The sequence below is a fragment of the Sphaerisporangium sp. NPDC051011 genome, assembly GCF_040653595.1.
GTDB lineage: Bacteria > Actinomycetota > Actinomycetes > Streptosporangiales > Streptosporangiaceae > Sphaerisporangium.
In genome coordinates, this window is the sequence record NZ_JBFAGG010000005.1 from 186,250 (window position 1) to 206,839 (window position 20,590).

Genomic DNA, 20,590 nt, shown 5'->3' on the forward strand with positions numbered 1-20,590 from the left:
CCTTTTCGGCCCGTCCACAGCGTGCCGGACGATTCGCCGGGTGCCCCTGTGTGAAGGGCCGCCGCGAAATCCTCACCACATCATCGTGGAAGGAATGAGAACCTCACTGTCTCTTTATCATCTTTTACCCCACAATTGGGGGAACGTCCGCAAGCTCCGAGGAGAAACGTCGCGTGCCCGACGAACACAACACCGCCGGCACGTACACGCGAGCCCCCGAAACACCGGATGACGACCTCCACGTCCACGCGCGGGCCCCCGAGACACCGGACAACGGCCTCCAGGTCCGCGCACCAGCCCCCGAGACGCGAGACAACGGCCGCCGCGACCGTCCACGAGCCCATGAGATCCCGGACGAGGGGTATCGCGACCGCGTCCACTGGATCCTCGAGCACCTGCCCTGCGGCCGTCCCGGACGCCCGATCGCCGTCCTCGACCTCGGCTGCGGGCCCGGCGACCTCTCCCTGCTGCTGGCCGAGCGCGGCGACCAGGTCACCGGGCTCGACACCGACCCCTCCGCCGTCGCGGACGCGGATGGTCTGCGCGACCGGGCGGCGGCCGACGTGGCGTCCCGCATGACGTTCGCCGTCGCCGACGGGCACGACCTCGCCGGCGTGCCCGACCAGGCGTTCGACGCCGGGGTCGCGGGCGGCCTGCTCCACGAGGCCGTCGACCCCGTGCGCGTGCTGACCGAACTACACCGGACGCTGCGCCCCGGCGCGATCCTCGTCCTCACCGTCCCGTACGGCGTCCACCGCCCCACCCCGGCGGCCCCCGCGCGGACGCCCGCCCTCGCCGATCCGGGCTCCGGGACAGAGTCGGCGCGGACGTCCCTCGCCGGGCCGGGCACTGGGACCGGCCCCACCCGGGCACCCGGGCCGGGCTCGGGCCGGATCTTCTACCACGGAAGCCTTCGCCACCTGGTGGAACCGCTCTTCGAGATCCGCGAGCTCACCGTCCTGCGGCGTCACCTCGCGGGCGTCGCGGTACGCCGGGACGAAGCGCGCGGCACGCCCGGGTACGCCATGAGCCGCGCAGAAAGCGCCTTCCTGCACAGAGAGCGCCTCCTGCACGGCGAGATCGCCGACCTGCGGGTCCGCTGCGCCGGTCTGGCCGCGCGGGAAACCGAACTCACGGCCCGCGTAGCCGAGCTGGCCTGCGCCCGTGAGGAGCTGGTGCGCGTCAACGCCGAGCTGCGCGCGGAGGCCGTCCGCCTCAGGCGCCGGGTGAAGCTTCTCGACGACCGCCTCGGGGAGTATCGCGAGGCCATCGCCCGCATCCGCCGCTCCCGGGCCTGGCGCGTGATCACCGCCTACCGCCGCGTCCGCCACCCCGGCCGCCGCCCCGCCGCCGACCTCTCCCCTGCCCAGGCCCCCCTTCCGGGCGGGACCGTCCCCGCCGCGATCTCCCGCACGGCGGCTGGCTCGCCCTCAGGCGACGGTTCCGAGCGGCTTCCGCGAGGGCACGCCTAGACCTGCTCCGAAGACACCGGTCGTGCGGGCGTTTCGCAGGCCACCGCCCGGATAGGAGCTCCCACAAAGCTCACAGGTTCCAGGGGTAGGGTCGTCAGGCGGTGGCGAAGCGCAGCGACGAAGGAGCGATCATCGTGTCCGTCTCCCCACGGACGAGCCCGGGGCCGCCCGGCCACGTCCAGGGAAACCCCACGACGGCGGGCCCCGGCGACCGGCCCCGGATCCGCCACAACGACTACTCCCCGCTGGTTCCGCCCCCGCTCGGCGCGTGGAGTCCCGAGCTGCGCGTGAGCGTGGTGATCCCGGCCCACGGCGGGCAGCACCGGCTCGACCTGACGCTCGCCGCGCTGGCGGCGCAGACCTACCCGGCCGGCCTGATGGAGGTCATCGTCGTCGACGACGGCAGCGAGCCGCCGCTGCGCCTGCCCGAGACGCGGCCGCAGAACACGCGGCTCGTGCCCGCCGCGGCGGGCGGCTGGGGAATCGCGCACGCGCTCAACACCGGGGCCCGCCTCGCCGAGGGCGAGATCATCCAGCGCCTGGACGCCGACATGGTGACCTCCCGCGAGCACATCGAGGCGCTGATGCGCTGGCACCACCTCACCGACTACGTCGTCACGATCGGCGCCAAGGTCTTCGTCGAGGAGCCCGCCCTGACGTCGGCGCAGGTCCGGGAGGCCGTGGGCGCGGGGAATCTCGACTCGTTGTTCGACATGGCGGCGGCCATCCCCAGCAGCACGGAGGCGACGATCCGGCGGCTGGACGGGCTGCGGGCCAGCAAGAACCCCTACCACGTCTGCACCGGGCCCACGGTCTCGCTGCGCCGCGCCCTGTTCCACGAGGCCGGCGGCCTGGATCCGGCCGTGCTCCGGGGCGAGGACACCGAGTTCGCCTACCGGCTGGCGATGCGCGGCGTGGTGTTCGTCCCCGACATGGAGGCGCGGGCCGTCCATCTCGGCATCCCGGCCCAGCGTGTCGACACCGAGGCGACCGTGCGGGTCGTGGCCCCCTACCTCGCCCACCGCGTCCCCCTGCGCCGTGACCTGCGCAAAGAGCGCGGCAGACGCTGGCTGATCCCGTACGCCGAGGTCGTCCTGGACGTACGGCGCGCCGAGCCCGGGGGACGCGGACACAGCGGGCCCGACAGGAAGGAAGACAGCGACTCCGCGGCGCGGACGCAAGCCGAGCCCAAGGTTCGGGCGGCCGTCGGCGCGGCGCTCGGGGGCAGCCTGCCCGACGTCGTCGTGACGCTGCTCGGCCCGTGGTCCGCGCTGCCCGAGGGCCGCCACCGGGTGCTGGACGATCCGGGCTTCGAGGCGCGGCTGATCCGCGAGCAGTTCCGCCACGACGACGCCGTCCGGCTCGCCGAGGAGGCCGCCCCCGACCCCGCCCCCGTCCCGTTCCGGTACACCGGGCCCGTGGACGTGCCGCTGGCCCGGCGCTCGCTGGAGCTGATGATCAAGAACCTGAACGACACCCGCGCCGGGCTGCTGGTGGTCGAGTTCCCCGACGGCCGTGCGGCCCGCCTGGAACGCACGGACGCGACGAACCGCGCCCGCCTCCTCGCGGGTCCCGGCGAGGACCTCGACGACGTGATCGAGCAGACCCACGGCGTCCGCCGGTGCCCGTCATCGGACTTCTGGCCGCCCGAGAAGCCCAAACCGCAGCCACCCCCCGCCGCCACCGCGCCGTCCCCGGATCTTCCATCATCCGCCACCACGCCCCCCGACCGCCCGGGCCCGAGTCCCACGTCGCCGGGCGCCCCCGAAAAGCTGGTGAAACGCCTCCGCACAGCCCTCCGCGGCCGGTGACCCTCCCACCCGGGCCTCCGGGCGGTCCCGCTCGGGCGGTCAGGTGTCGGACCGCTGGTCGTTCGCGGGTTTCGCGGCGCCCGTCCGGCGGGGGGAGATGCGCTTCATGACGGTGCGCAGGCGGCTGGTCTTGAGGGCCGCGAGCTCCTTGCGTAGGCTGCCCACCTCGCGGCGCAGGTCGACGGCGGACTTGCGCCAGCGACCGGCCTCCTCGCGCCACTTGGTCACCTGGCCGCGCAGGCGTTCGGCCTCTTTGGTGAGCTTGACGATCTCGGCCTCGGCGTCCAGCCTCGCGCGATAGGCCATCCTGCGGCCTTTGACCGGGGTCGCGTCCGCGGCGGGCAGGAAGCCGAGGCTCTCGCCGTCGATCCACAGAGTGCCGTACACGTCGTCGACAAGATCATCGACCGCCCGGCCGGCCACGACGCCCGTACCGAGTCCGCCGGCCGTGGCGTCCGAAACGGCCCCATCGGCCCCGAGGTCCGGATCGGCGGAACCGACCAGGGCTGCGCGGGCGAAGGCGGAGCGGCGTTCCAGGCGGGCCGTGGTCACGCCGTCCGGGCTCTCGGCCAGCAGCACGCCGACCAGCCCGTGGTCGCCGTCGACCGCCAGGTCGAGCAGCCGGGCGAGGGAGTCCTCCCCCGGCACCCAGCCCGCCGGGAGGCGCAGCCGGTACGGCGCCAGGCGCTCGGCCTCGCCGGACGTGAGCCGGACCCGCGGGTCGTGGGCGTAGTGCCCGCGCAGGAGCGTGAGGTCGAGGCGCGGGTCGGTGAGCGGGGCCCTGCGCTCGGGCGTCAGCGCGTCCCAGGGGCCGTCGAGCAGCACCGACACGTCCGGGATCGTGCCGGCGAGCACGGCGTCCACGGTCGCGCGCGTCTCGTCGTATCCGCCGGCCTCGACCACGACGTCGAGGTATGGGACCTTCCACTGCCGCGTGGGGTGCCCGCGCAGCCAGCGGTACTGCGGGACGCGGTCGCCGAGCAACGCCTGGCTGACCCGGTCGATGCGCTCCTTGTCGCGCATGCGCATGGACGGCCCGAGGTGGTACCCCACCGCGAGCGGCTCGGGGACGAACACCCCGCCCGCCTGGGCGAGGCGGTACCCCATCTCGGTGTCCTGGCCGAGGACGAGCTCGGCGTCCATGGGCCCGGCGGCGTCGATCAGCCGCCGGTTGACCGAGGTCGCGCCGCCGACGTGCAGGCTGAAGGCCCGGCTCGAGGCCTGGGTCAGCCCGCCGGTGCGTTCGACCAGGTCGACGAGCCATTCGTGCGGCTCGGCGGGTTCGAAGAGCGCGGCGAGGTCCTTGCCCGACGTGATGGCCTCGGGCGCGGGCAGGGCGGCCGTGGTGAAGCGCAGGTAGCCGGTGACGACGAGGTAGGGCGCGAGGTGGTGCCAGCGCATGTGCGCCTCGACCTCGTGCCGGTCGGCGACGACGTCGGAGTCGAGCCAGTGGACGACGTCGCCGGTCGCGACCGCGAGCCCGGCGTTGCGCGCGTCGGCCCGGCCGGGGGTCTCGCAGATGATCAGACGCGTGCCCGCCGGGCGGATCGGCGGCAGGCGCAGGGCCGGGCTGCTGCCATTGTCGACGACGACCACCTCGAGAAGCTCGTCGGGGTAGGTCTGCGCGGCGAGGGCGGCCAGGACCAGGTCGAGCTTGTCCTGCCCGTTGTGGGCGGGGACGACCACGCTGACCCGCAGGGACGGTGACCAACCACCGAGTGCGGGCGGGCCGAGGACGGTGTAGTCGTTGCCGCGGACGCGCGGGATCATGAGGCTTCCAAGACGCGGCTGGGCCGGAAGCCGCGCCACTGGTTGGTCGAGACCCGTAGGAAGTGGGCCAGGGGAAGCTGCCAGGTGTGCCCGGCGGCGAGCGAGCGGCGCAGGACGTAGCCGAGGCCCTGGGTGCGGTAGATGCGGGCGCCTGCGGCGTGGGCGGTCTTGAGGAACCGGGCGTCCACGCCCCGCGCCACCCCCTCGAACCCGCCTATCTCCTGAAATTTCGCCCGCGCGAGGAAGATCGTGCCCCCGGCCACATGGTCCGACCACACCTCGCTGGTGTAGTCCGTACGCCGGACCGTGACCTCCAGCGGCTCCAGGTAGAAGAACTCGGCCGTCGCGCCCACGATGTCGGCCTCGCTGTAGGCCCGGGCCATGAGCAGGTCGGACAGGTGCTCCGGCGAGTACCAGTCGTCGTCGTCCCACTTGGCGATCTCGTCGCCGGCCGCCCGCGCCGCCGCCCGGTCGAGCACCTCGCCGAACGGCGTGGCGACGTCCGCCTCGACGACGGTCACCGGCAGCGGGAACGACGCCAGGGCGCGCCGCACGTCCGGATGCGCGGCCGGGACGCCGTGCAGGCCGAGCAGGATCTCGACCTCGACGTGGCGCTGGCGCGCGATCTGCGCGAGCGCCGTCCAGAGCAGCTCCGGGCGCTTGCTGGACATCACCACGCTGACCTTCGGCGCCGGACGGCCCGCGGGCTTTCGCAGGACTTGGCGGCGCAGGCGCAGGCTGTGCTCCTCACGGCGAAGATCGCTGACGGACCGCACAGAAGGGTCGCGCGGGCCCGGGGCCCACGCGGACAACAGCGCGGCGAGCTCGGGCTCGGTCTCCTTGAACCAGGCCGGGACCTCTTCGGCGTACACCGGCACCCCGGCGGCCGCGAGGCCCGAGATCGTCTCCAGAACCCCCGCGCGCCCCTCCGGCCAGCGCACGCGCAACCCGTCGAGCGAGCGCAGGCCCACGACGGACGCCGCCGTCACCGGAAGATCGGCGGGCTCGCCGTCGAAGACCGGACGCCCGTCGCGGAAGGACAGCTCACCAGGGCCGCCGGTGGGGGTGCGCGTGAACCCGAGCGGGGTCGGGTCGCCCTCTGCCACTGCGCTCCCTTCGACGATCGCCCTCCGCCGGGGCGGGGGAAGCCCGGATGCCGGCCCGGGCGGCACGGCGGTCTCGTCGAAGAAAATGCTCTCACCCGCGAGGGGTCACCGGGCGCCGTACGGCACGCTCTCGGCGAACTCCCAGCTTGATGGGCACGCTCTCGGCGAACGACCGGTTTGACGGGCACACCGAGGAGCGAACCCCGCCCCAGAAGGATGGACCCCGGCCGGATGGGCACGCCTTGCGGCGAGCACCCGGCCGGTGGCCGGCGTCAGGAGGTCTCTTCGCCCTCGACGCGCATCACGCTGGTCACGTCCCGGACGATGTCCAGCTCGCGCAGCCCCGCGATCGTGGCCGACAGCGCGGCGTCGCTGGCCCGGTGGGTGACCAGGACGAGCTGGGCGTCGTCGCCGCGCCCCTCCTGCCGGACGATCTGGATGGAGACGTCATGCTTGGCGAACATCTCGGCGACCGTGGCGAGCACGCCGGGCTTGTCCGCGACGTCCAGCGAGACGTGGTAGCGGGTCACCGTCTCGCCCATCGGGTGGACGGCCAGGTCGGCGTACGTCGACTCCTGCGGCCCGTGGGTGCCAGCGATGCGGTTACGGGCCACGGCGACGATGTCGCCCAGCACGGCCGACGCCGTGGGCGCGCCCCCGGCCCCCTTGCCGTAGAACATGAGCTGGCCTGCGGACTCGGCCTCCACGAACACCGCGTTGTACGCCTCACGGACGCCCGCCAGCGGGTGCGTCCTCGGGATCATCGCCGGGTGGACGCGGACGCCGACCGACCGGCCGTCGTCGGACCGGGCGCAGATGGCCAGCAGCTTGATGACGTACCCCATCGCCTTGGCGCTGGAGACGTCGGTCGCGGTGATCTCGGTGATGCCCTCGCGGTGGACGTCGGCGGCCGTCACGCGCGTGTGGAAGGCGAGCCCGGCGAGGATGGCGGCCTTGGCGGCGGCGTCGAAGCCCTCCACGTCGGCCGTCGGGTCCGCCTCGGCGTACCCCAGGGCCTGGGCCTCCTCCAGGGCGTCACTGAACGACGCGCCGGTGGAGTCCATCTTGTCCAGAATGTAGTTGGTCGTCCCGTTGACGATGCCGAGCACGCGGTGGACGCGGTCGCCCGCCATGGACTCGCGCAGCGGCCGCAGCAGAGGGATCGCCCCCGCCACGCTGGCCTCGAAGTACAGGTCGCCGCCGTGCTTCTTGGCCGAGCCGTGGACGGCGGCGCCGTCCTCGGCCAGCAGCGCCTTGTTGGCCGTGACGATCGACTTGCCCGCCGAGATCGCCGACAGGATGAGCGACCGCGCAGGCTCGATGCCGCCGATCACCTCCACCACGATGTCGACGTCCTCGCGGGTGACCAGGGACTCGGCGTCGGTCGTCAGCAGCGCCGGGTCGACGTCGCTGTCACGCTTACGGCCGAGGCGCCGTACGGCCACCCCGGCGAGCTCCAGCGGCGCGCCGACACGGGCGGCCAGATCGTCGGCCTGCTCCTGCAACAGCCGCACGACCTGCGAGCCGACGACGCCGCAGCCGAGCAGCGCGACCCGCAACGGCCTGCCCTGCTCGCCCGATTTCTCGTGGCGTCCCCGCGGCGAAAGATCCTCCCGCGCGCCGGCGACCTCCCGCACCTCTTCGGCGGTTTTCACACTTGCCCCCTCAGCAGGTCGTCCTCGGTTTCGCGGCGCACGATCACGCGGGACGCCCCGTCCCGTACGGCGACCACGGCGGGCTTGGGCAGGTAGTTGTAGTTGTGCGCCAGCGACCGGCAGTAAGCGCCCGTCGCCGGGACCGCCAGCAGGTCGCCCGCGGCGAGGTCGTGCGGCAGCCAGGTGTCCCGGACGACGATGTCGCCGCTCTCGCAGTGCTTGCCGACCACGCGGGACAGGACCGGCCGGGCGTCGCTGGAACGGGACGCGAGCACGCAGGTGTACTCGGCGCCGTACAGCGCGGTGCGGAGGTTGTCGCTCATGCCGCCGTCCACGCTGACGTAGGAGCGGATGCCCTCGACGTCCTTGATCGTGCCGACCTCGTAGACCGTCACGCCGCCGGGCCCGGCGATGGCCCGCCCCGGCTCGACGGTGAGCCTCGGCACGGGAAGCCCGGCGTCCTCGCACACGCGAGAGATGATCTCGCGGAGACTGTCGGCGACCACCTTGATGTCCGGCGCGTCGTCGCCCGCGACGTAGGCGATGCCGTACCCGCCGCCGAGGTCCAGCTCGGGCAGGACGACGCCGTGCTCCTCCTTGATCTGCGTCAGCAGCACCGCGAGGCGCCGCGCGGCGACCTCGAAGCCCGCCGTGTCGAAGATCTGGGAGCCGATATGGGAGTGCAGGCCGACGAGCTCGAGCTGAGGAAGGGCCAGCACCCGGCGCACGGCCTCGGCGGCGGCGCCGCTGTTCAGCGACAGGCCGAACTTCTGGTCGTCGTGGGCCGTGGCGATGAACTCGTGGGTGTGCGCCTCAACGCCGGTGGTCACGCGGATCTGCACCTGGGCGCGCACGCCGAGCTTCTCGGCGAGGTAGCCGACGCGGGCGATCTCGTCGAAGGAGTCGACGACGATGCGGCCGACCCCGGCGGTCAGGGCCTGCTCCAGCTCGGCATACGACTTGTTGTTGCCGTGCAGGGCGACGCGCGCGGGCGGGAAGCCGACGCTGAGCGCCACGGCCAGCTCACCGCTGGTGCAGACGTCCAGGCCGAGGCCCTCCTGGTCGACCCAGCGGGCGACCTCCCTGCACAAGAACGCCTTGCCCGCGTAGTAGACGTCGCCGCCGTCGAAGGCGGCCTTGTAGTCGCGGCAGCGCGAGCGGAAATCGTCCTCGTCCACGACGTAGAGAGGAGTGCGGTACTCGCGGGCGAGATCGCGGACGTCCACGCCGGCGATCGTGACCGCCCCGTCCACACGGCCGGACGTTCGCGGCCAGATGGTGGGGTCGAGCGAATTGAGGTCGGCCGGGGCCTGCGGAGGCCGCTCCTCAGGCAGCACTTCGGCGTGCCGGTCACCGGCGGGATGGGCGAATCGACTCACCCGAACGAGGCTATCCGACCCTGTGATCCCCCCGCGCCCAATGCTCACCAGACGAGACGGTCCTGAGGAAGATGTTCACGGTGGCAGGCCAGACGGCGTACCACTTCCTGCTATTTACCGGTTTTTGTCATATTTTCACGGGATGGGCTTGCCCGAGTGCTGTCAACCCCTCACCCAGCACCTCGCGGACGGCCCGCGCCATCCACAGGCGCGCGACATGAGTGCCGGTCGGCGGTTCGTCACCCTTGGGAATCGCCGGGGCGTGCTCGAACGCGTCGTGGTACGCCTCGGCCAGCCGCTCCAGGTACGCGGGCCATCCGGACTCCCGTCCAGGCCCGCGACCGCCGGAGGCGCGCGCTTCGCCACCACCGGACGGATACCTCCCTGATCGTCCGGCATCCCGCCCCGCCCGCCGGCTCGGCAGCTCGGCCAGCACGCGCAGCACCGCCCGATCACGCGGATCGTCCAGCGACTCGGGCCGGAACCCCGCAGCCGCCCCCGGCTCACCCCTGCGTCCCTCCGGCTCCCCCTTACCCTGACCGGACACACCCGGAGGACCGGCCTCGATCCCGAGGTCGCGGGCCCAGCGCTGAACGGCACCCGCCCGCACGTAGGCGTACCTCACGACGAAACCAGGGTTGCTCCACGTGAGCGGACCGGACGGCCACGGCGCCGGTTCCCCTCCCGGCGGCATCGAGCCTTTCTCCAGCGGCGCCATGCCCCGCCCTGGCGCCACAGCCGGACCAGCGGGCTCCGCCAGGATCTCGCGGACGATCTCGCCGGGCGTGTCCACCTCGATCACCAGGAAGCCGTTCGGCCGGACCTGCACCCTTCTCACCCCTGGCACGGCGCGCAGCCGCTCCGCCAGCCGCTCCGCCGCCTCGCGCGCGGGCGCGCCCGCCCCGGCCTGCCGCAGCGCCGCCGCCGAGACGTACACCGCGTCCCGCTCCCACGTCCCCTCGGGCACGGGAGGCGCCCCGAGGACCGCCCGCAGCACTTTCACGATCCCCCCCACGACCTCCGTACGATCTCACCGCACGACCCGCGCCTTCCCCACGGCCGCACAGGGCCCAGGCTACGGCGTCATCCCCGCACGCCACGGCGGTGGGAGCCGCCCCAGGCCAGTAAGCTTGGGTCAGCGGATCGCACCCTGACGAGGAGACGTCGGATGAAAGCCCTGCCCGACGACAGTTGGCTTCTCACCATCCGCCCTCAACCGACGCGAGTCACCGCCGAGGAGTACGAGGCGCTGCCGGAAGGCATCGCCAAAGCCATCGAGATCGTCGACGGGTACGTCGTCTACTGCGCGGCGCCGACGCCCGACCACCAAACCGCCGGCAGGCGGCTGGCCAACCTGCTCGAACGTCACGCACGGGCCGCGATGAGCGCCGGCCACGAATGCCTCACCGTCAACAACGACGTGGATCTGCGTCTGAGAGACCTTCCGCTGCTCAACCGGCGACCCGACATCGCGCTCTACAGGTGCCTGGACCGGGAACGCGGCGAACGGCTCCGCGCCGAGCACACCCTGCTGGTCGTGGAAATCGTGTCTCCCGGCTCGGAAACGCAGGACACGACCGACAAACTCGGCGAGTACGCCAAGGCCGGCATCCCGCACTACTGGATCGTCCGGCTCGACCGAACAGGCGTCTCGACCATCGAACGCTACCGCCTCGACCGGGCGGCCATGCTGTACAAGCACATCGGCACCTTCATGAAGGAAGAGTCCGGTGAGGCTCCGAGTGTCACCAATCCCATCCCCATAGTGATCGACTGGGCAGAGCTCCAGTTCTGACGGCAGTCCTCTGCCGCACCAGGCTTCAGCCGTGGGCGCGCAGGGCGGCGATCAGCCATTTGAAGGCCGGTATGGCCGAGGGGAACGACGTCCGGCCGTTGAGCACTTCCAGCAGCTGCCAATACCGCTCCACGCGCGGGTCGGCGAGCTGTTCCAGCCGCTCGCGCAGTTCCGCGCGTTCGGAGGCCGGAAGGCTCGGGCTGACGATGTCGTCCAGGACGGCCTTGCCCCGGGGCGACTCGGGGGTGATCCCGTCGGCCAGCGCGCCGCCCGCGAGCTCGACGACGGCCGGGTACAGACCGGGCCGCCACTCGGGCGCCCACCCGTCCCCTGTCCCGGCGATCACCATCTGCCGGATCTTCCGCTGGAAGTCCTCGTCCGCGACGAGCCCGGCCAGTTCGATCCAGGCGTCCACCCGCTCCGGCGCGGGATCGTCGGGCAGTTCGCGCATCCAGTCCGCGATGATCATCGCATCCGGGCTCAGCCCCACGCCGGCGGTCACCCGCGCGACGAAGTCGTCGATGATCTGCTTTCGCTCGCGTACGGACAGCCGGGCCAGTTCGTGCATCAGAAGCATCTCCTTCGGGGTTCCGCCGCGCTTGGCGACCGTGCTGAGCACGACGCGGCGCAGCCGGAGGGTGCGGATCTCCACGTCCAGGGCCTTGACGTGGGCCTCGGCCACCTCGGCGACCGTCGCCCTCCGCTCCAGCACCTCGCGGACGGCCTCCAGCCCGAGGCCGAGATCACGCAGCGTCTTCACCAGGTCGAAGCGGGCGACCGCCTCGGCGTCGTAGAGCCGGTAACCACCGGCGGACCGCCCGCTCGGCGGCACCAGCCCGGCGTCCGACCAGAACCGCACCGTCCGCGCCGGCACGCCCGCCCGCCGCGCGAGATCACCGATCGTGTACAGCCGCTCGCGTTCGCCCACACCGCCCACCCTGCACCTTCCACCCACTGGAACCTCAACCCGTGTTCCACGAGAAGCCGCGGCTGTGAGGGGCCGTCATGACGGCGATGGCCGCCCGTACCCCGACGCGACGCCGCGAGCTTCCCGGCACTCCTCACACGCAGTCCCTGGAAAGCCGAACCTCGTGGCCGCGACCGCCCGCCAACGCCCTGGACGCCGTCACTCCGAGCGAAGCCCGTCCTCGTATCGCCTCATCGCCACCGGAAATCACCGGCCGCGGATCCGTCGCCCGACGTCCGGTTTGAGATACTCGCCCTATGTCTCCCGGGCTCTTCCTCCTCATCATCGCGATGGTGCTGGCGATCATCACGAACCTCCCTCGCCGAGGCCGGTCGACCTCGTACAAGGGCGCCGACCACACGGGCGTGGTCGTCTACTGGCGACCCGGGTGCACGTTCTGCATGAGGCTGCGCACGCGCCTGCGCTTCACGCGGCTGCGCTACCACGAAGTCAACATCTGGCGGGACCCCGACGCGGCGGCGTTCGTCCGCTCGGTCGCGAACGGGAACGAGACCGTACCGACCGTCACCGTGGCCGGAAAGGCGATGGTGAACCCGTCGAAGCAGCAGTTGCTCGAAGCGGTCACGACGCACGCGCCGCACCTGACATCCGGTGACCGAGACGGGTGACCCGCTACCGCAGCCAGTCCTCCAACTCCCGCCGATGTCGGCCGACCCACCGGGCGGCGTCCCTGATCGAGACCACCACGCCCGCCTCGGCGAGCCGGATCATCGCCGGGTCGCCGGCGGCGGCGCTTGATTCGATGCCGCGCCGGCAGCGGTCCTGCCACCACAGGATCGTCTCGACCAGCCCGTCACGGTCCGCGAGGCCGTAGGCGTCGGCGATCACACGTATCCGCCGACCGGCCTCCGCGACGTCCGTCACCGACGGCCCGAGGTCGAGATATTGCCAGCAGACATGCGCGACGTCGTGAACGCGGGCGCCGGGCGCGGCGATGTCCCAGTCGATGAACGCCACCGGCCGCGTCTGCTCCCCAATCCCCTCGTACACCGTGTTCTTCGGCGACAGGTCGTTGTGACAGACCACCTCTTCGTCCCCCGCGAGTTCCGTCCCCGCCGTCAGATCGTGAAACGCCCGCACAAGCTCGGCAACCCGGACGAGACTCTCGTCCGAGCTCACCCAAAGCGCCCTATCCGGCTCCCAGGGAACATCGCCAGGCAGATAAGACAGCACTTCCCGCCCCTGCTCATCCACCCCGAGAAACCTCGGCGCTCCGCCCCACCCTCGCCGCTCGAACAGCTCCAACAGCGCGTGCACGAAGCCACTACGCCCCGTCAACGACCGCCGAACCGTCTCACCGACCCGCACGACGTCATTGACGAACCCCCCGGCCAAACGGATCTCTTCCACCCGCCAACCCTGCCGAAGACGCGGCGAGAAGACAACCGACCAGTTGAGGAGCCACCCGAGTCTTCAGATCAGGTGAGCGTTCCTCTTAACCCCGGCGACAAAGGCATGCCATTCGTCGCTGGGAAACGTCAGAGTCGGGCCGTTCGGGTTCTTGCTGTCCCGCACGGCGCGAACGCCGCCCCTCATTTCCGCCACTTCAACGCAGTCTTGACCGTTTCCGCTACGAGAGCTTTTCCGCCATACGGCGTGCGGCAGATCCAGCGCGGACATCCCGCGCCTCCTCCCTAGGATTCGGCTGTCAGACCGATCATCTCCGTGATGCAGCGACGAGACTCGTCAGGATCCCGGGCCTTGGCACGGAGATGGTCAAAGGCCAGCGTATACCGATACACATCCGTCTCCTTCTCCACATAAAGACTGCCGGTCAGGTTCTCGAGAAATACGACATCGGCATCCACCTGCTCGGGAAACTCGAAGATCGAGAAGGCTCCACTGGTGGCGGCGTGCGCTCCCACGGCGAATGGCAATACTTGGAGGGTGATGTTGGGCGTCTCGGCGAGGTCGGCCAGATGCCGGAGTTGCGCGCGCATCACGTCGGGGCCCCCGACGAGGCGGCGCAGCGTCGCTTCGTCGAGGACACTCCACAGGCGTAGCGGATCCTGCTGAGAAAGCCGCGCCTGCCGCGCCATTCGCACCTCTACGCGGCGTTCGATCTCGCCTGGTGGCGAGGTGATCAGTGCGGCGCGGATGACGGCGCGCGCGTAGTCCTCGGTCTGGAGGAGACCCGGCACGATCTCGGGCGCGAAGCTTCGTATCGAGGTGGTCGCCGCCTCCAAGCCGATATAGGTGGCGTATTCGGTGGGCAGGTCGCCATAGCCTTCCCACCAGCCTTTCTTCTGCGCATCACGTGCCAGCGTGAGGACCTCGGCGCGCCTGGAGGGCGTCAGCTCGTACAGGTCGAGAAGAAGTCCGACGTCCTTGACGGTGACCCCGACCTTCGACGTCTCGATTCGCGACACCTTGGTGATCGACCAGCCGAGCCTTTCCGCGACCTGTTCCATCGTCAGTTCGGCCTTTTCGCGCATACGCCGGAGGTCGGACGCGAGCCGCCGCCTGCGAACGGTCGGGCTTCCGGGTTGTTTCATCGTGGCTCCTGTGAGGGGACTGTTCGCGGACAAAGCCGGATGGTTACGACATAGCGGGCTAGCGGCGCGCAAATTGCGGAACCACTTGCGGCGCACGACAGCGTAGCGTCATGCTGACACTACCGCTGGTAACCATGACGGGTCGGCGGATCATCGCAAGTTGCTGGTGAACGACCATGCGACCGTACGAAGGGCGCCGACGATGACACCGCGCGATCAGAGACCGGAACCGACCGAGTCATGTATCGCCGTGAAGGGGCGCCATCGGCACGGAACCACGCCGAGCCACGTCGCACCGAAGAACTGGGACATCGCTAAGCGCGCCAGCGCGGATCAGATGGACCGACTCGAACCGGGCTGGGCCGTCTGGTACGGGGTCGGGAGTCGTCGTTTCTACGCCGTGGCCAGGTGGGCGACGCCGGTTCCCCTTACCGCGAAGGCTCGCACGATCGAGGAACTGCGTGGCCTTATGCGTGAAGCGGAGTCGATGATGCCACCGCCCGGCCCACCCGCACCCTCTCGCGACACGCCCCTACGAATTTCACCCCCTGTCGGAGGAGAATCCATGACGACGACGCCGGACGGACTTCGTACGGCCTGCTGGGACATTCCGCACGACCCAGCCGCAGTAGGGCGGGCCAGAGACACGATCAAAGAGACGCTCGCCGGCTGGGGCCTTCGTGACCTCACCGACGATGTTCTCCTCGCCGCAGGTGAACTGCTGGGCAACGCGGTTTCGCATGGCGCTCCCCCGATTCGGCTTTCCCTGTGGGCGACCGGCATCGATCTGTGCGTACGGGTGACCGACCACGGGACGGGACGGCCACGGCGGCTCGATTTGGGACCCGAAGCGGTACATGGCCGTGGCCTGGCGATCGTCGCCGCGCTGGCCGACCAATTCGGCGTCATTCCGCTCCCGGAGGGTCCGGGTAAGACGGTCTGGGCCAGATGGCTACTAAGGGGCACCGGGACGCAGGCGGCCCAGCCAGTCATCGGCCTCTCTCGGGGTGGCGAATCGGACGACCTCTAAGTGCGCGAAGCGGGGTTCGTCGGCCCGCCGTGCGATTTCCGTGCGGCGGGCGGCATGTTGCGACCACGCCCACCAAGCCGGGTGCTCACGACTGAGCCATCCGACCCAGATCTCCACGTCGCCGCCGAAGACGCGCTCGCGACGCAGCGTCCTCAGCAAGGACCGGCGCAGGACGCGGGGCATGATGACGGCTCTGGAGTAATCCAGCCAGATGACGGTATCGGCACGCGTCCACAGCAGGTCACGTACGTCGGGGTATCCGAAGGAATCGAATACCCAGGTGGATGTCGATGCGATCTCGGATATCCGCTCACGGAATTCCGGGTCGGTCGCCCAATCCGGGCCGACGTAGTGCAGCGCATCCATCTCGTGAAACTGCAGCCCAAGCCGTTCCCCGACAACCCGGGCCATGGTGGTCTTCCCGGCACCACTGATGCCGGCGACGAGTACGCGTTTCACTCGCGAGGGTCAGATCATGGCCAGGGGTTCTGCCGGGGTGTAGCCCTGGAGGTGGGATGAGGACAGGAGGCGTTCGTTCGTTGCCGGGGGGACGCGGACGTAGGAGTAGCGGTCGGCGGAGTAGACGCGGATGCCGTCGGTGCGGCATTGGCGCATGAGAGTTTCGTCCCACTCGTCGGAGACGTCGGCTATGCCGAGGTCGGTCAGGGTGGGGCGGCGGGCCAGGAGGGTGGCGCCGGCGAGCTCTGGGAGGAAGCGGTGCTCGGTGCCGGGGCCGCGGAGCAGGGTGGCGCCTGTGCCAGGGATGTGGGCGTAGTAGGACGACTTGCCGATGATCTCGGCGTCCACGGCGGCGAAGTAGCGGACGAGGTCGGCCAGGTAGTGCTCGCCGTAGAGGTCACGGGGGTCCAGGACGGCCACCAGGTCGCCGTCGGCGAGCCTCAGGGCGCGGTCGAGGGCCGCTCCCCTCGTGGCGGGCGCGCCGGTCTCCCGGACGATCACGTCACCTCTGTGGACGGCTCGCACGGACTTCTCGACGGTGGCGGCGTCCAGGCCTTCGGCCACGATGACGAGCTGACCGGGGGCATGGGCCTGGCGGTGGAGCTGGGCGAGTACGTGGTCGAGTTCGGCGGAGTTGGAGACGGCCGTGATGGCGGTGATCGAGGCGGCGTTCCGGATCGACGGCAGGCCCGCGGTGGCGATGATCGGGTCGAGCAGCGGGGTGACCGAGATCGTCGCGCGCCAGGCGAGGTGGGCTTCGGCGGCGGACTGGTCCTCTGCGGCCAGATACTCCTGGACGGAGGTGAGGGCGCGGCGTAGGGAGTCTTCGTCGGTCGCGATGGGGGCGGTGAGCTGCATGATGGGGGTGCCGCAGGCGGACAGCTCTTCGATGGTCCGCGCGTCGGCGTCCGGCCCGGCGAGCACGAGCGCGGCCGACCTGTAGGCCGTCAGCAGGTCGTCGTACGTGGCCTTCGGGGTGATCAACGGCCCCCACGGCGCGGCGAGGAGCACGTCTCCTCCGTACGCCGCACCGGGTCGCGGACCGCCCTCATCGGCACTTTCTCGCACCCCGGGACGAGGAGTACCCGTGCCGGGCATGGCTGAGGAACCCGTGCGGCCGACCCCACCGGCCGTACCAGAAGCGACTCCTCCGTACGCCGCACCGGGTCGCGGACCGCCCTCATCGGCACCCTCTCGCGCCCCCGGACGAGGAGCGGTGGTGCTCGGGGTGGCAGTTCCCGCGGTCGGGGCGGCTCCCGCGCTCTGGGGGACGGCACCCGGAGTCGGGGCGGCGCCCGCGGTCGGCGCAGCGGCTCCCGTGCTCAGAGTGGCGGCTCCCGTTGTGGGGGTGGGGAGGTAGGGCTTGGGGAAGTCAGCAGGGAGTGCGCCTTGGACTGCGGTGCCTAGGAGGGCTACTGCCGTGCGGCCTCCTGCTGCAGGGATCTGGTTGTGGACGCGGGGTTGGGTGGCCACGGGGAGGACGGTGACGCGGTCGTGGCGCAGCGCGGCGCGCCACTCGCGGGCGCGGGCCTCGGACGTCGCGAGGACGTGGTCGAAGTACGACGCCACTGGGACGCTGACCGACACCGGGCCGCCGGAGTGCCAGAAGACCGTGCGGATGCCGCGCCGTCCGCATTCCTCGACCAGGTCGCGCAGCCCTCGCGTACGCCCGGCCAGTTCCTCAAGCCAGCGGCCGCCGTTGCCCTGGAGGGGACCGGTCTGGACGGACTCCACGAACAGCAGGTGCGGGCGGTGCTGGTCGAGCATCGCCTGCCAGTTGTCCGGGCCGAAGTTGGTCACCTGACGCCACTCGTAGCGGAACAGCGCCTCCGAGCGCCGGTCGACGATGGCGGCGACGGTGAGGTACGGCCTGGTCAGCGGGCCCTTAGGCACGACGAAGTGCTCGTCCATCGCGGTGGAGACGGCGGGACCGGCGGTGTTGGGGGCGACGGGCGCGACGGCCGGGGGCGGGTCGAGCGGGGCGGGGGCGAAGTCGGCGCGTTTGGGCGCCGGGCGCTTGCTGATCGGGGCCCGGAGGGTGCGGGCGACCTCGCCGGGCTTCTTGGTGTGGATGGCGTCGCCGAGCTTGGACCATCGGCTTTCCTGCACCGACTCCAGGCGCCACAGGGCGACCTCGGTCTGGTACTTCTGCTCGGCGAGGTTCTTGGCGAGCTGGGTCGCCTGCCGCTCGGCCGACTTGAGCCGGGCCTCGGTCTCCTTCAGCCGGGTGAACGCCTCGGCCTCCGAGACGGCCGCCGCCGCCAGCCGTTCCTGGTAGTCGGCCAGCAGCCGGGTGAGCTCGGCGGCACCGGACGCGGCCGCCACGGCGGCCTCAAGGGCCCGCCGGGTGCTCTCCAACTCTTCGCTCATGCCATCACCGTGTCCCCGAAAGCCGTCGAGGCAGAATACTCGCAGATCCCACCCCACCACCTCGAACCGAAAGAAGCAGAGAAACGTCAACCAGGGGGAATCGAGCCGTCCACCTGACCAAACACCAGAACGGCTGATGGAGGGGGTGCCATGTTCGGGGAGCACATCGACCACGGAAGACTGACCGCCGCAGTGGTACCCCACAGACCCGCAGATAGAGGACTTGCCGCAACAGTCATACCCCATGAACCGTGGCCGGGAGCGTTGCGACCGCTCGTCGCACGAAGGACGAACTCCCACGACCTCGACCCGCCACACGGCGGCGCAGGCGCCCGGATCGACACAGACCGCGCGGAGCGAGGGCCATTTCGTCCGACTGGCGGTTTGTGGACCGTCTTGGAGTTGGAGGAATCCGTACACTCGGCACGTACTCAACTGGGCGCTGAGGGGAGAAGGCCGGTGCGCAAGGGGAAGTGGCCGGAGTACCAGGCGCGGCCGTACGTGTGCGGCGCGATCGGAGGCTACGACCCGGCACGGCTGGCGGTGCTGGCGCAGGCGGGCCCGTCGGTGCGCGAGGTCCACCGGTCCCCCGGCGCGGCTCTGTTCGGCTCCGCGCCCCTCGTCCCGTACGCGAGCACCTCCACGCTGACGGCCGATGCTCCGAACCTCGTCCCGTACGCGAGCGCCCCCGCCCCTGACCGGACCGCGGGCGCGCCCGATTCGGCGAACGGCACCACGCGGTTCGCCTGGGCCGAGCGGGGACCGGACAGGCCCCTCCCCTGGCTCGCGGTGGCGGAGACCTACGAGGCTCCGGGGCTGATCGACGAGGCCCACGCCGTCACGCTGCACACCGGGGCGTTCGGGTTGATCGACGTGTACTACCTGGCCGAGGGGGACGCGGTCTACTTCGCGGGGAACATCGAGCCGCTGCTGGCGCTGGCGCGCAGGCCGTACGAGGTGGACTGGGACGCGTGGGCGGCGATCCTCAAGCTGACCTACCCCCTGCTGGAGGCCACACCGTACAAGCAGGTCAGGAGGCTGCCGGGCTCGACGGCGCTCGTCTGGTGCCGGACCGCGCGGAAGATCACCGTGGAGAGGCGGACGCCGCGCTGGGTGCGTGAGGAGCCGTTCGACCGCGGGGTCACGGCCGGGGACATCGTGGCGCTGCTGCACGAGGCGCTGAAGCCGTACGACGACCGGCCGCTGCTGGTACCGGTGAGCGGCGGGTATGACTCGCGGCTGCTGGCGTCGGTCGCCAAGGCCCGCCGGATCGACGTCGAATCGTGGACGACCAGCCCGGACGACGGCCTGGACAACGACATCGACTTCGCCCGCATGGTGACCCGCGTGCTGGAGATCCCGCACCGGATCGTCCCGCAGGACGCGGCGGCCTTCCCCGACGAGGCGCGGTGGGCGGCGCGCAGGCTGGAGTACCTGACCAGCCACCATGCCTGGTACTCGCCGTTCGCACGCGAGGTGCACGCCGCGGGCCGTCCGGTCGTGGACGGCCTGGCGGGCGGGCCTCTGATGAAGAACTTCCTGATCACCGCGGACGCCGTGGGCGCGGGGACCTCCGCCGACCGCCAGACCGCCCTGCTGGCCGCGCTGTCCACGGGCGAGCCGCACATGCCGATGCTGTCGGAGAAAGCGCTCGCCTTCGTCGAGGACCGGGTGGGGTCGGCGTTCGCGCAGGCCACGTCGATGCTGCGCGGTCACAGGTCGGAGCTCCCGCTGAGCGTGCTGCACACCCGGACGGCCCGGGGCATCGCCCGCTCGCCCGTGAACCTGGTCGGCCCCGAGGTCACGCCGGTCTTCCCGTTCCTTCACCCGGAGTTCTTCGACGCGGCGCTGTCGGTGCCGGTGGAGCGCAAGGAGGGCGGCCGGTTCTACCGGGAGATCCTGTGGGCGGCGAACCCGAAGGTGGCGTCGCTGCCGTCCACGAACGGCGCGTTGCCGCACCGCCGGGTGCCGCTGCGCTCGGCGGGCCCGGCGGCCCGGGAGTGGAACCACCGGATGCTGCGCAAGGTCGCCGCGGCCGTGCCGAGCCTGATGTCCGCCCCGATGCTGGAGGCGATCTCCCAGGGGCCGGACGGGCTGACGGCGTTCGGGTCGTGGAACTCGCGGTTCTGGTTGCGCAGCCTGGTGCTTTTCGGTTCCTGGCTGACCGACTACGAGGACGTGCTCGGGGACCTCACACCTCCGTGGGAGGCCGCGTCGTGAAACGTTCCCTCCACCAGCGCTCGGCACCGTGCGTGTTCAC

At 71.2% G+C, this 20,590-nt stretch carries 17 protein-coding genes; 6 read left to right on the forward strand and 11 right to left on the reverse strand.

Features of this window, described 5'->3' with window-relative positions; genetic code table 11:
- Positions 1-173: 173 nt before the first annotated feature.
- Together AB0H21_RS13740 and AB0H21_RS13745 are read left to right on the forward strand one after the other, a co-directional pair.
- Positions 174-1,472, forward strand: a complete 1,299-nt coding sequence (locus AB0H21_RS13740; protein ID WP_358515893.1) for a methyltransferase domain-containing protein — start codon at positions 174-176, stop codon at positions 1,470-1,472.
- A gap of 134 nt (positions 1,473-1,606) precedes the next feature.
- Entirely contained in the window at positions 1,607-3,283 is a 1,677-nt protein-coding gene (locus tag AB0H21_RS13745) for a glycosyltransferase (protein ID WP_358515896.1), read from the forward strand.
- Positions 3,284-3,322: 39 nt separating this feature from the next.
- On the opposite strand, the gene AB0H21_RS13750 is transcribed toward AB0H21_RS13745, so the two are convergent.
- The 5 genes from AB0H21_RS13750 to AB0H21_RS13770 form a co-directional block, all read right to left on the reverse strand.
- Entirely contained in the window at positions 3,323-5,053 is a 1,731-nt protein-coding gene (locus AB0H21_RS13750; protein WP_358515899.1) for a glycosyltransferase, read from the reverse strand.
- Positions 5,050-6,159: a glycosyltransferase gene (locus tag AB0H21_RS13755; RefSeq protein WP_358515901.1), complete on the reverse strand. Its 1,110-nt coding sequence runs from the start codon at positions 6,157-6,159 to the stop codon at positions 5,050-5,052. The genes AB0H21_RS13750 and AB0H21_RS13755 overlap by 4 nt, the downstream gene beginning before the upstream one ends.
- 272 nt (positions 6,160-6,431) lie before the next feature.
- Positions 6,432-7,718, reverse strand: a complete 1,287-nt coding sequence (locus AB0H21_RS13760) for a homoserine dehydrogenase (protein WP_358516550.1) — start codon at positions 7,716-7,718, stop codon at positions 6,432-6,434.
- Between the two features lie 92 nt (positions 7,719-7,810).
- Positions 7,811-9,193, reverse strand: a complete 1,383-nt coding sequence (lysA, locus tag AB0H21_RS13765) for a diaminopimelate decarboxylase (protein WP_358515904.1) — start codon at positions 9,191-9,193, stop codon at positions 7,811-7,813.
- A gap of 127 nt (positions 9,194-9,320) precedes the next feature.
- On the reverse strand, positions 9,321-10,196 hold the full coding sequence (locus tag AB0H21_RS13770) for an anticodon-binding protein (protein ID WP_358515907.1): 876 nt from the start codon (positions 10,194-10,196) through the stop codon (positions 9,321-9,323).
- Positions 10,197-10,361: 165 nt separating this feature from the next.
- Between AB0H21_RS13770 and AB0H21_RS13775 the strand changes: the two genes are divergently transcribed.
- Entirely contained in the window at positions 10,362-10,988 is a 627-nt protein-coding gene (locus AB0H21_RS13775) for a Uma2 family endonuclease (protein ID WP_358515910.1), read from the forward strand.
- Between the two features lie 25 nt (positions 10,989-11,013).
- On the opposite strand, the gene AB0H21_RS13780 is transcribed toward AB0H21_RS13775, so the two are convergent.
- Positions 11,014-11,916: a MerR family transcriptional regulator gene (locus AB0H21_RS13780; RefSeq protein ID WP_358515913.1), complete on the reverse strand. Its 903-nt coding sequence runs from the start codon at positions 11,914-11,916 to the stop codon at positions 11,014-11,016.
- Between the two features lie 296 nt (positions 11,917-12,212).
- Between AB0H21_RS13780 and AB0H21_RS13785 the strand changes: the two genes are divergently transcribed.
- A complete protein-coding gene (locus tag AB0H21_RS13785) occupies positions 12,213-12,584 on the forward strand; it encodes a glutaredoxin domain-containing protein (protein WP_358515916.1) in 372 nt (123 codons plus the stop codon).
- Positions 12,585-12,588: 4 nt separating this feature from the next.
- Here the strand turns inward: AB0H21_RS13785 and AB0H21_RS13790 are convergent, their stop codons facing one another.
- The 3 genes from AB0H21_RS13790 to AB0H21_RS13800 form a co-directional block, all read right to left on the reverse strand.
- Positions 12,589-13,095 (reverse strand): phosphotransferase, encoded by a 507-nt coding sequence (locus tag AB0H21_RS13790; RefSeq protein ID WP_358515919.1) that lies wholly within the window; start codon positions 13,093-13,095, stop codon positions 12,589-12,591.
- Positions 13,096-13,389: 294 nt separating this feature from the next.
- Positions 13,390-13,596 carry a DUF397 domain-containing protein gene (locus tag AB0H21_RS13795; protein WP_358515922.1) on the reverse strand — a complete coding sequence of 69 codons (207 nt, stop codon included), beginning with the start codon at positions 13,594-13,596 and terminating at the stop codon, positions 13,390-13,392.
- Positions 13,597-13,610: 14 nt separating this feature from the next.
- Entirely contained in the window at positions 13,611-14,471 is an 861-nt protein-coding gene (locus AB0H21_RS13800; protein WP_358515925.1) for a helix-turn-helix transcriptional regulator, read from the reverse strand.
- Positions 14,472-15,036: 565 nt separating this feature from the next.
- Here AB0H21_RS13800 and AB0H21_RS13805 point away from each other — a divergent pair.
- Entirely contained in the window at positions 15,037-15,501 is a 465-nt protein-coding gene (locus AB0H21_RS13805) for an ATP-binding protein (protein WP_358515928.1), read from the forward strand.
- Here AB0H21_RS13805 and AB0H21_RS13810 read toward each other — a convergent pair.
- Complete coding sequence (locus tag AB0H21_RS13810; protein ID WP_358515931.1) at positions 15,427-15,960, reverse strand: hypothetical protein; 534 nt, start codon at positions 15,958-15,960, stop codon at positions 15,427-15,429. The two genes, AB0H21_RS13805 and AB0H21_RS13810, sit on opposite strands and share 75 nt — an antisense overlap.
- 9 nt (positions 15,961-15,969) lie before the next feature.
- Positions 15,970-18,330, reverse strand: a complete 2,361-nt coding sequence (locus AB0H21_RS13815; RefSeq protein WP_358515934.1) for a hypothetical protein — start codon at positions 18,328-18,330, stop codon at positions 15,970-15,972.
- Positions 18,331-18,789: 459 nt separating this feature from the next.
- On the opposite strand from AB0H21_RS13815, the gene AB0H21_RS13820 reads away from it, so the two are divergent.
- A complete protein-coding gene (locus AB0H21_RS13820) occupies positions 18,790-20,550 on the forward strand; it encodes an asparagine synthetase B family protein (RefSeq protein WP_358515937.1) in 1,761 nt (586 codons plus the stop codon).
- The last annotated feature ends 40 nt before the right edge of the window (positions 20,551-20,590 follow it).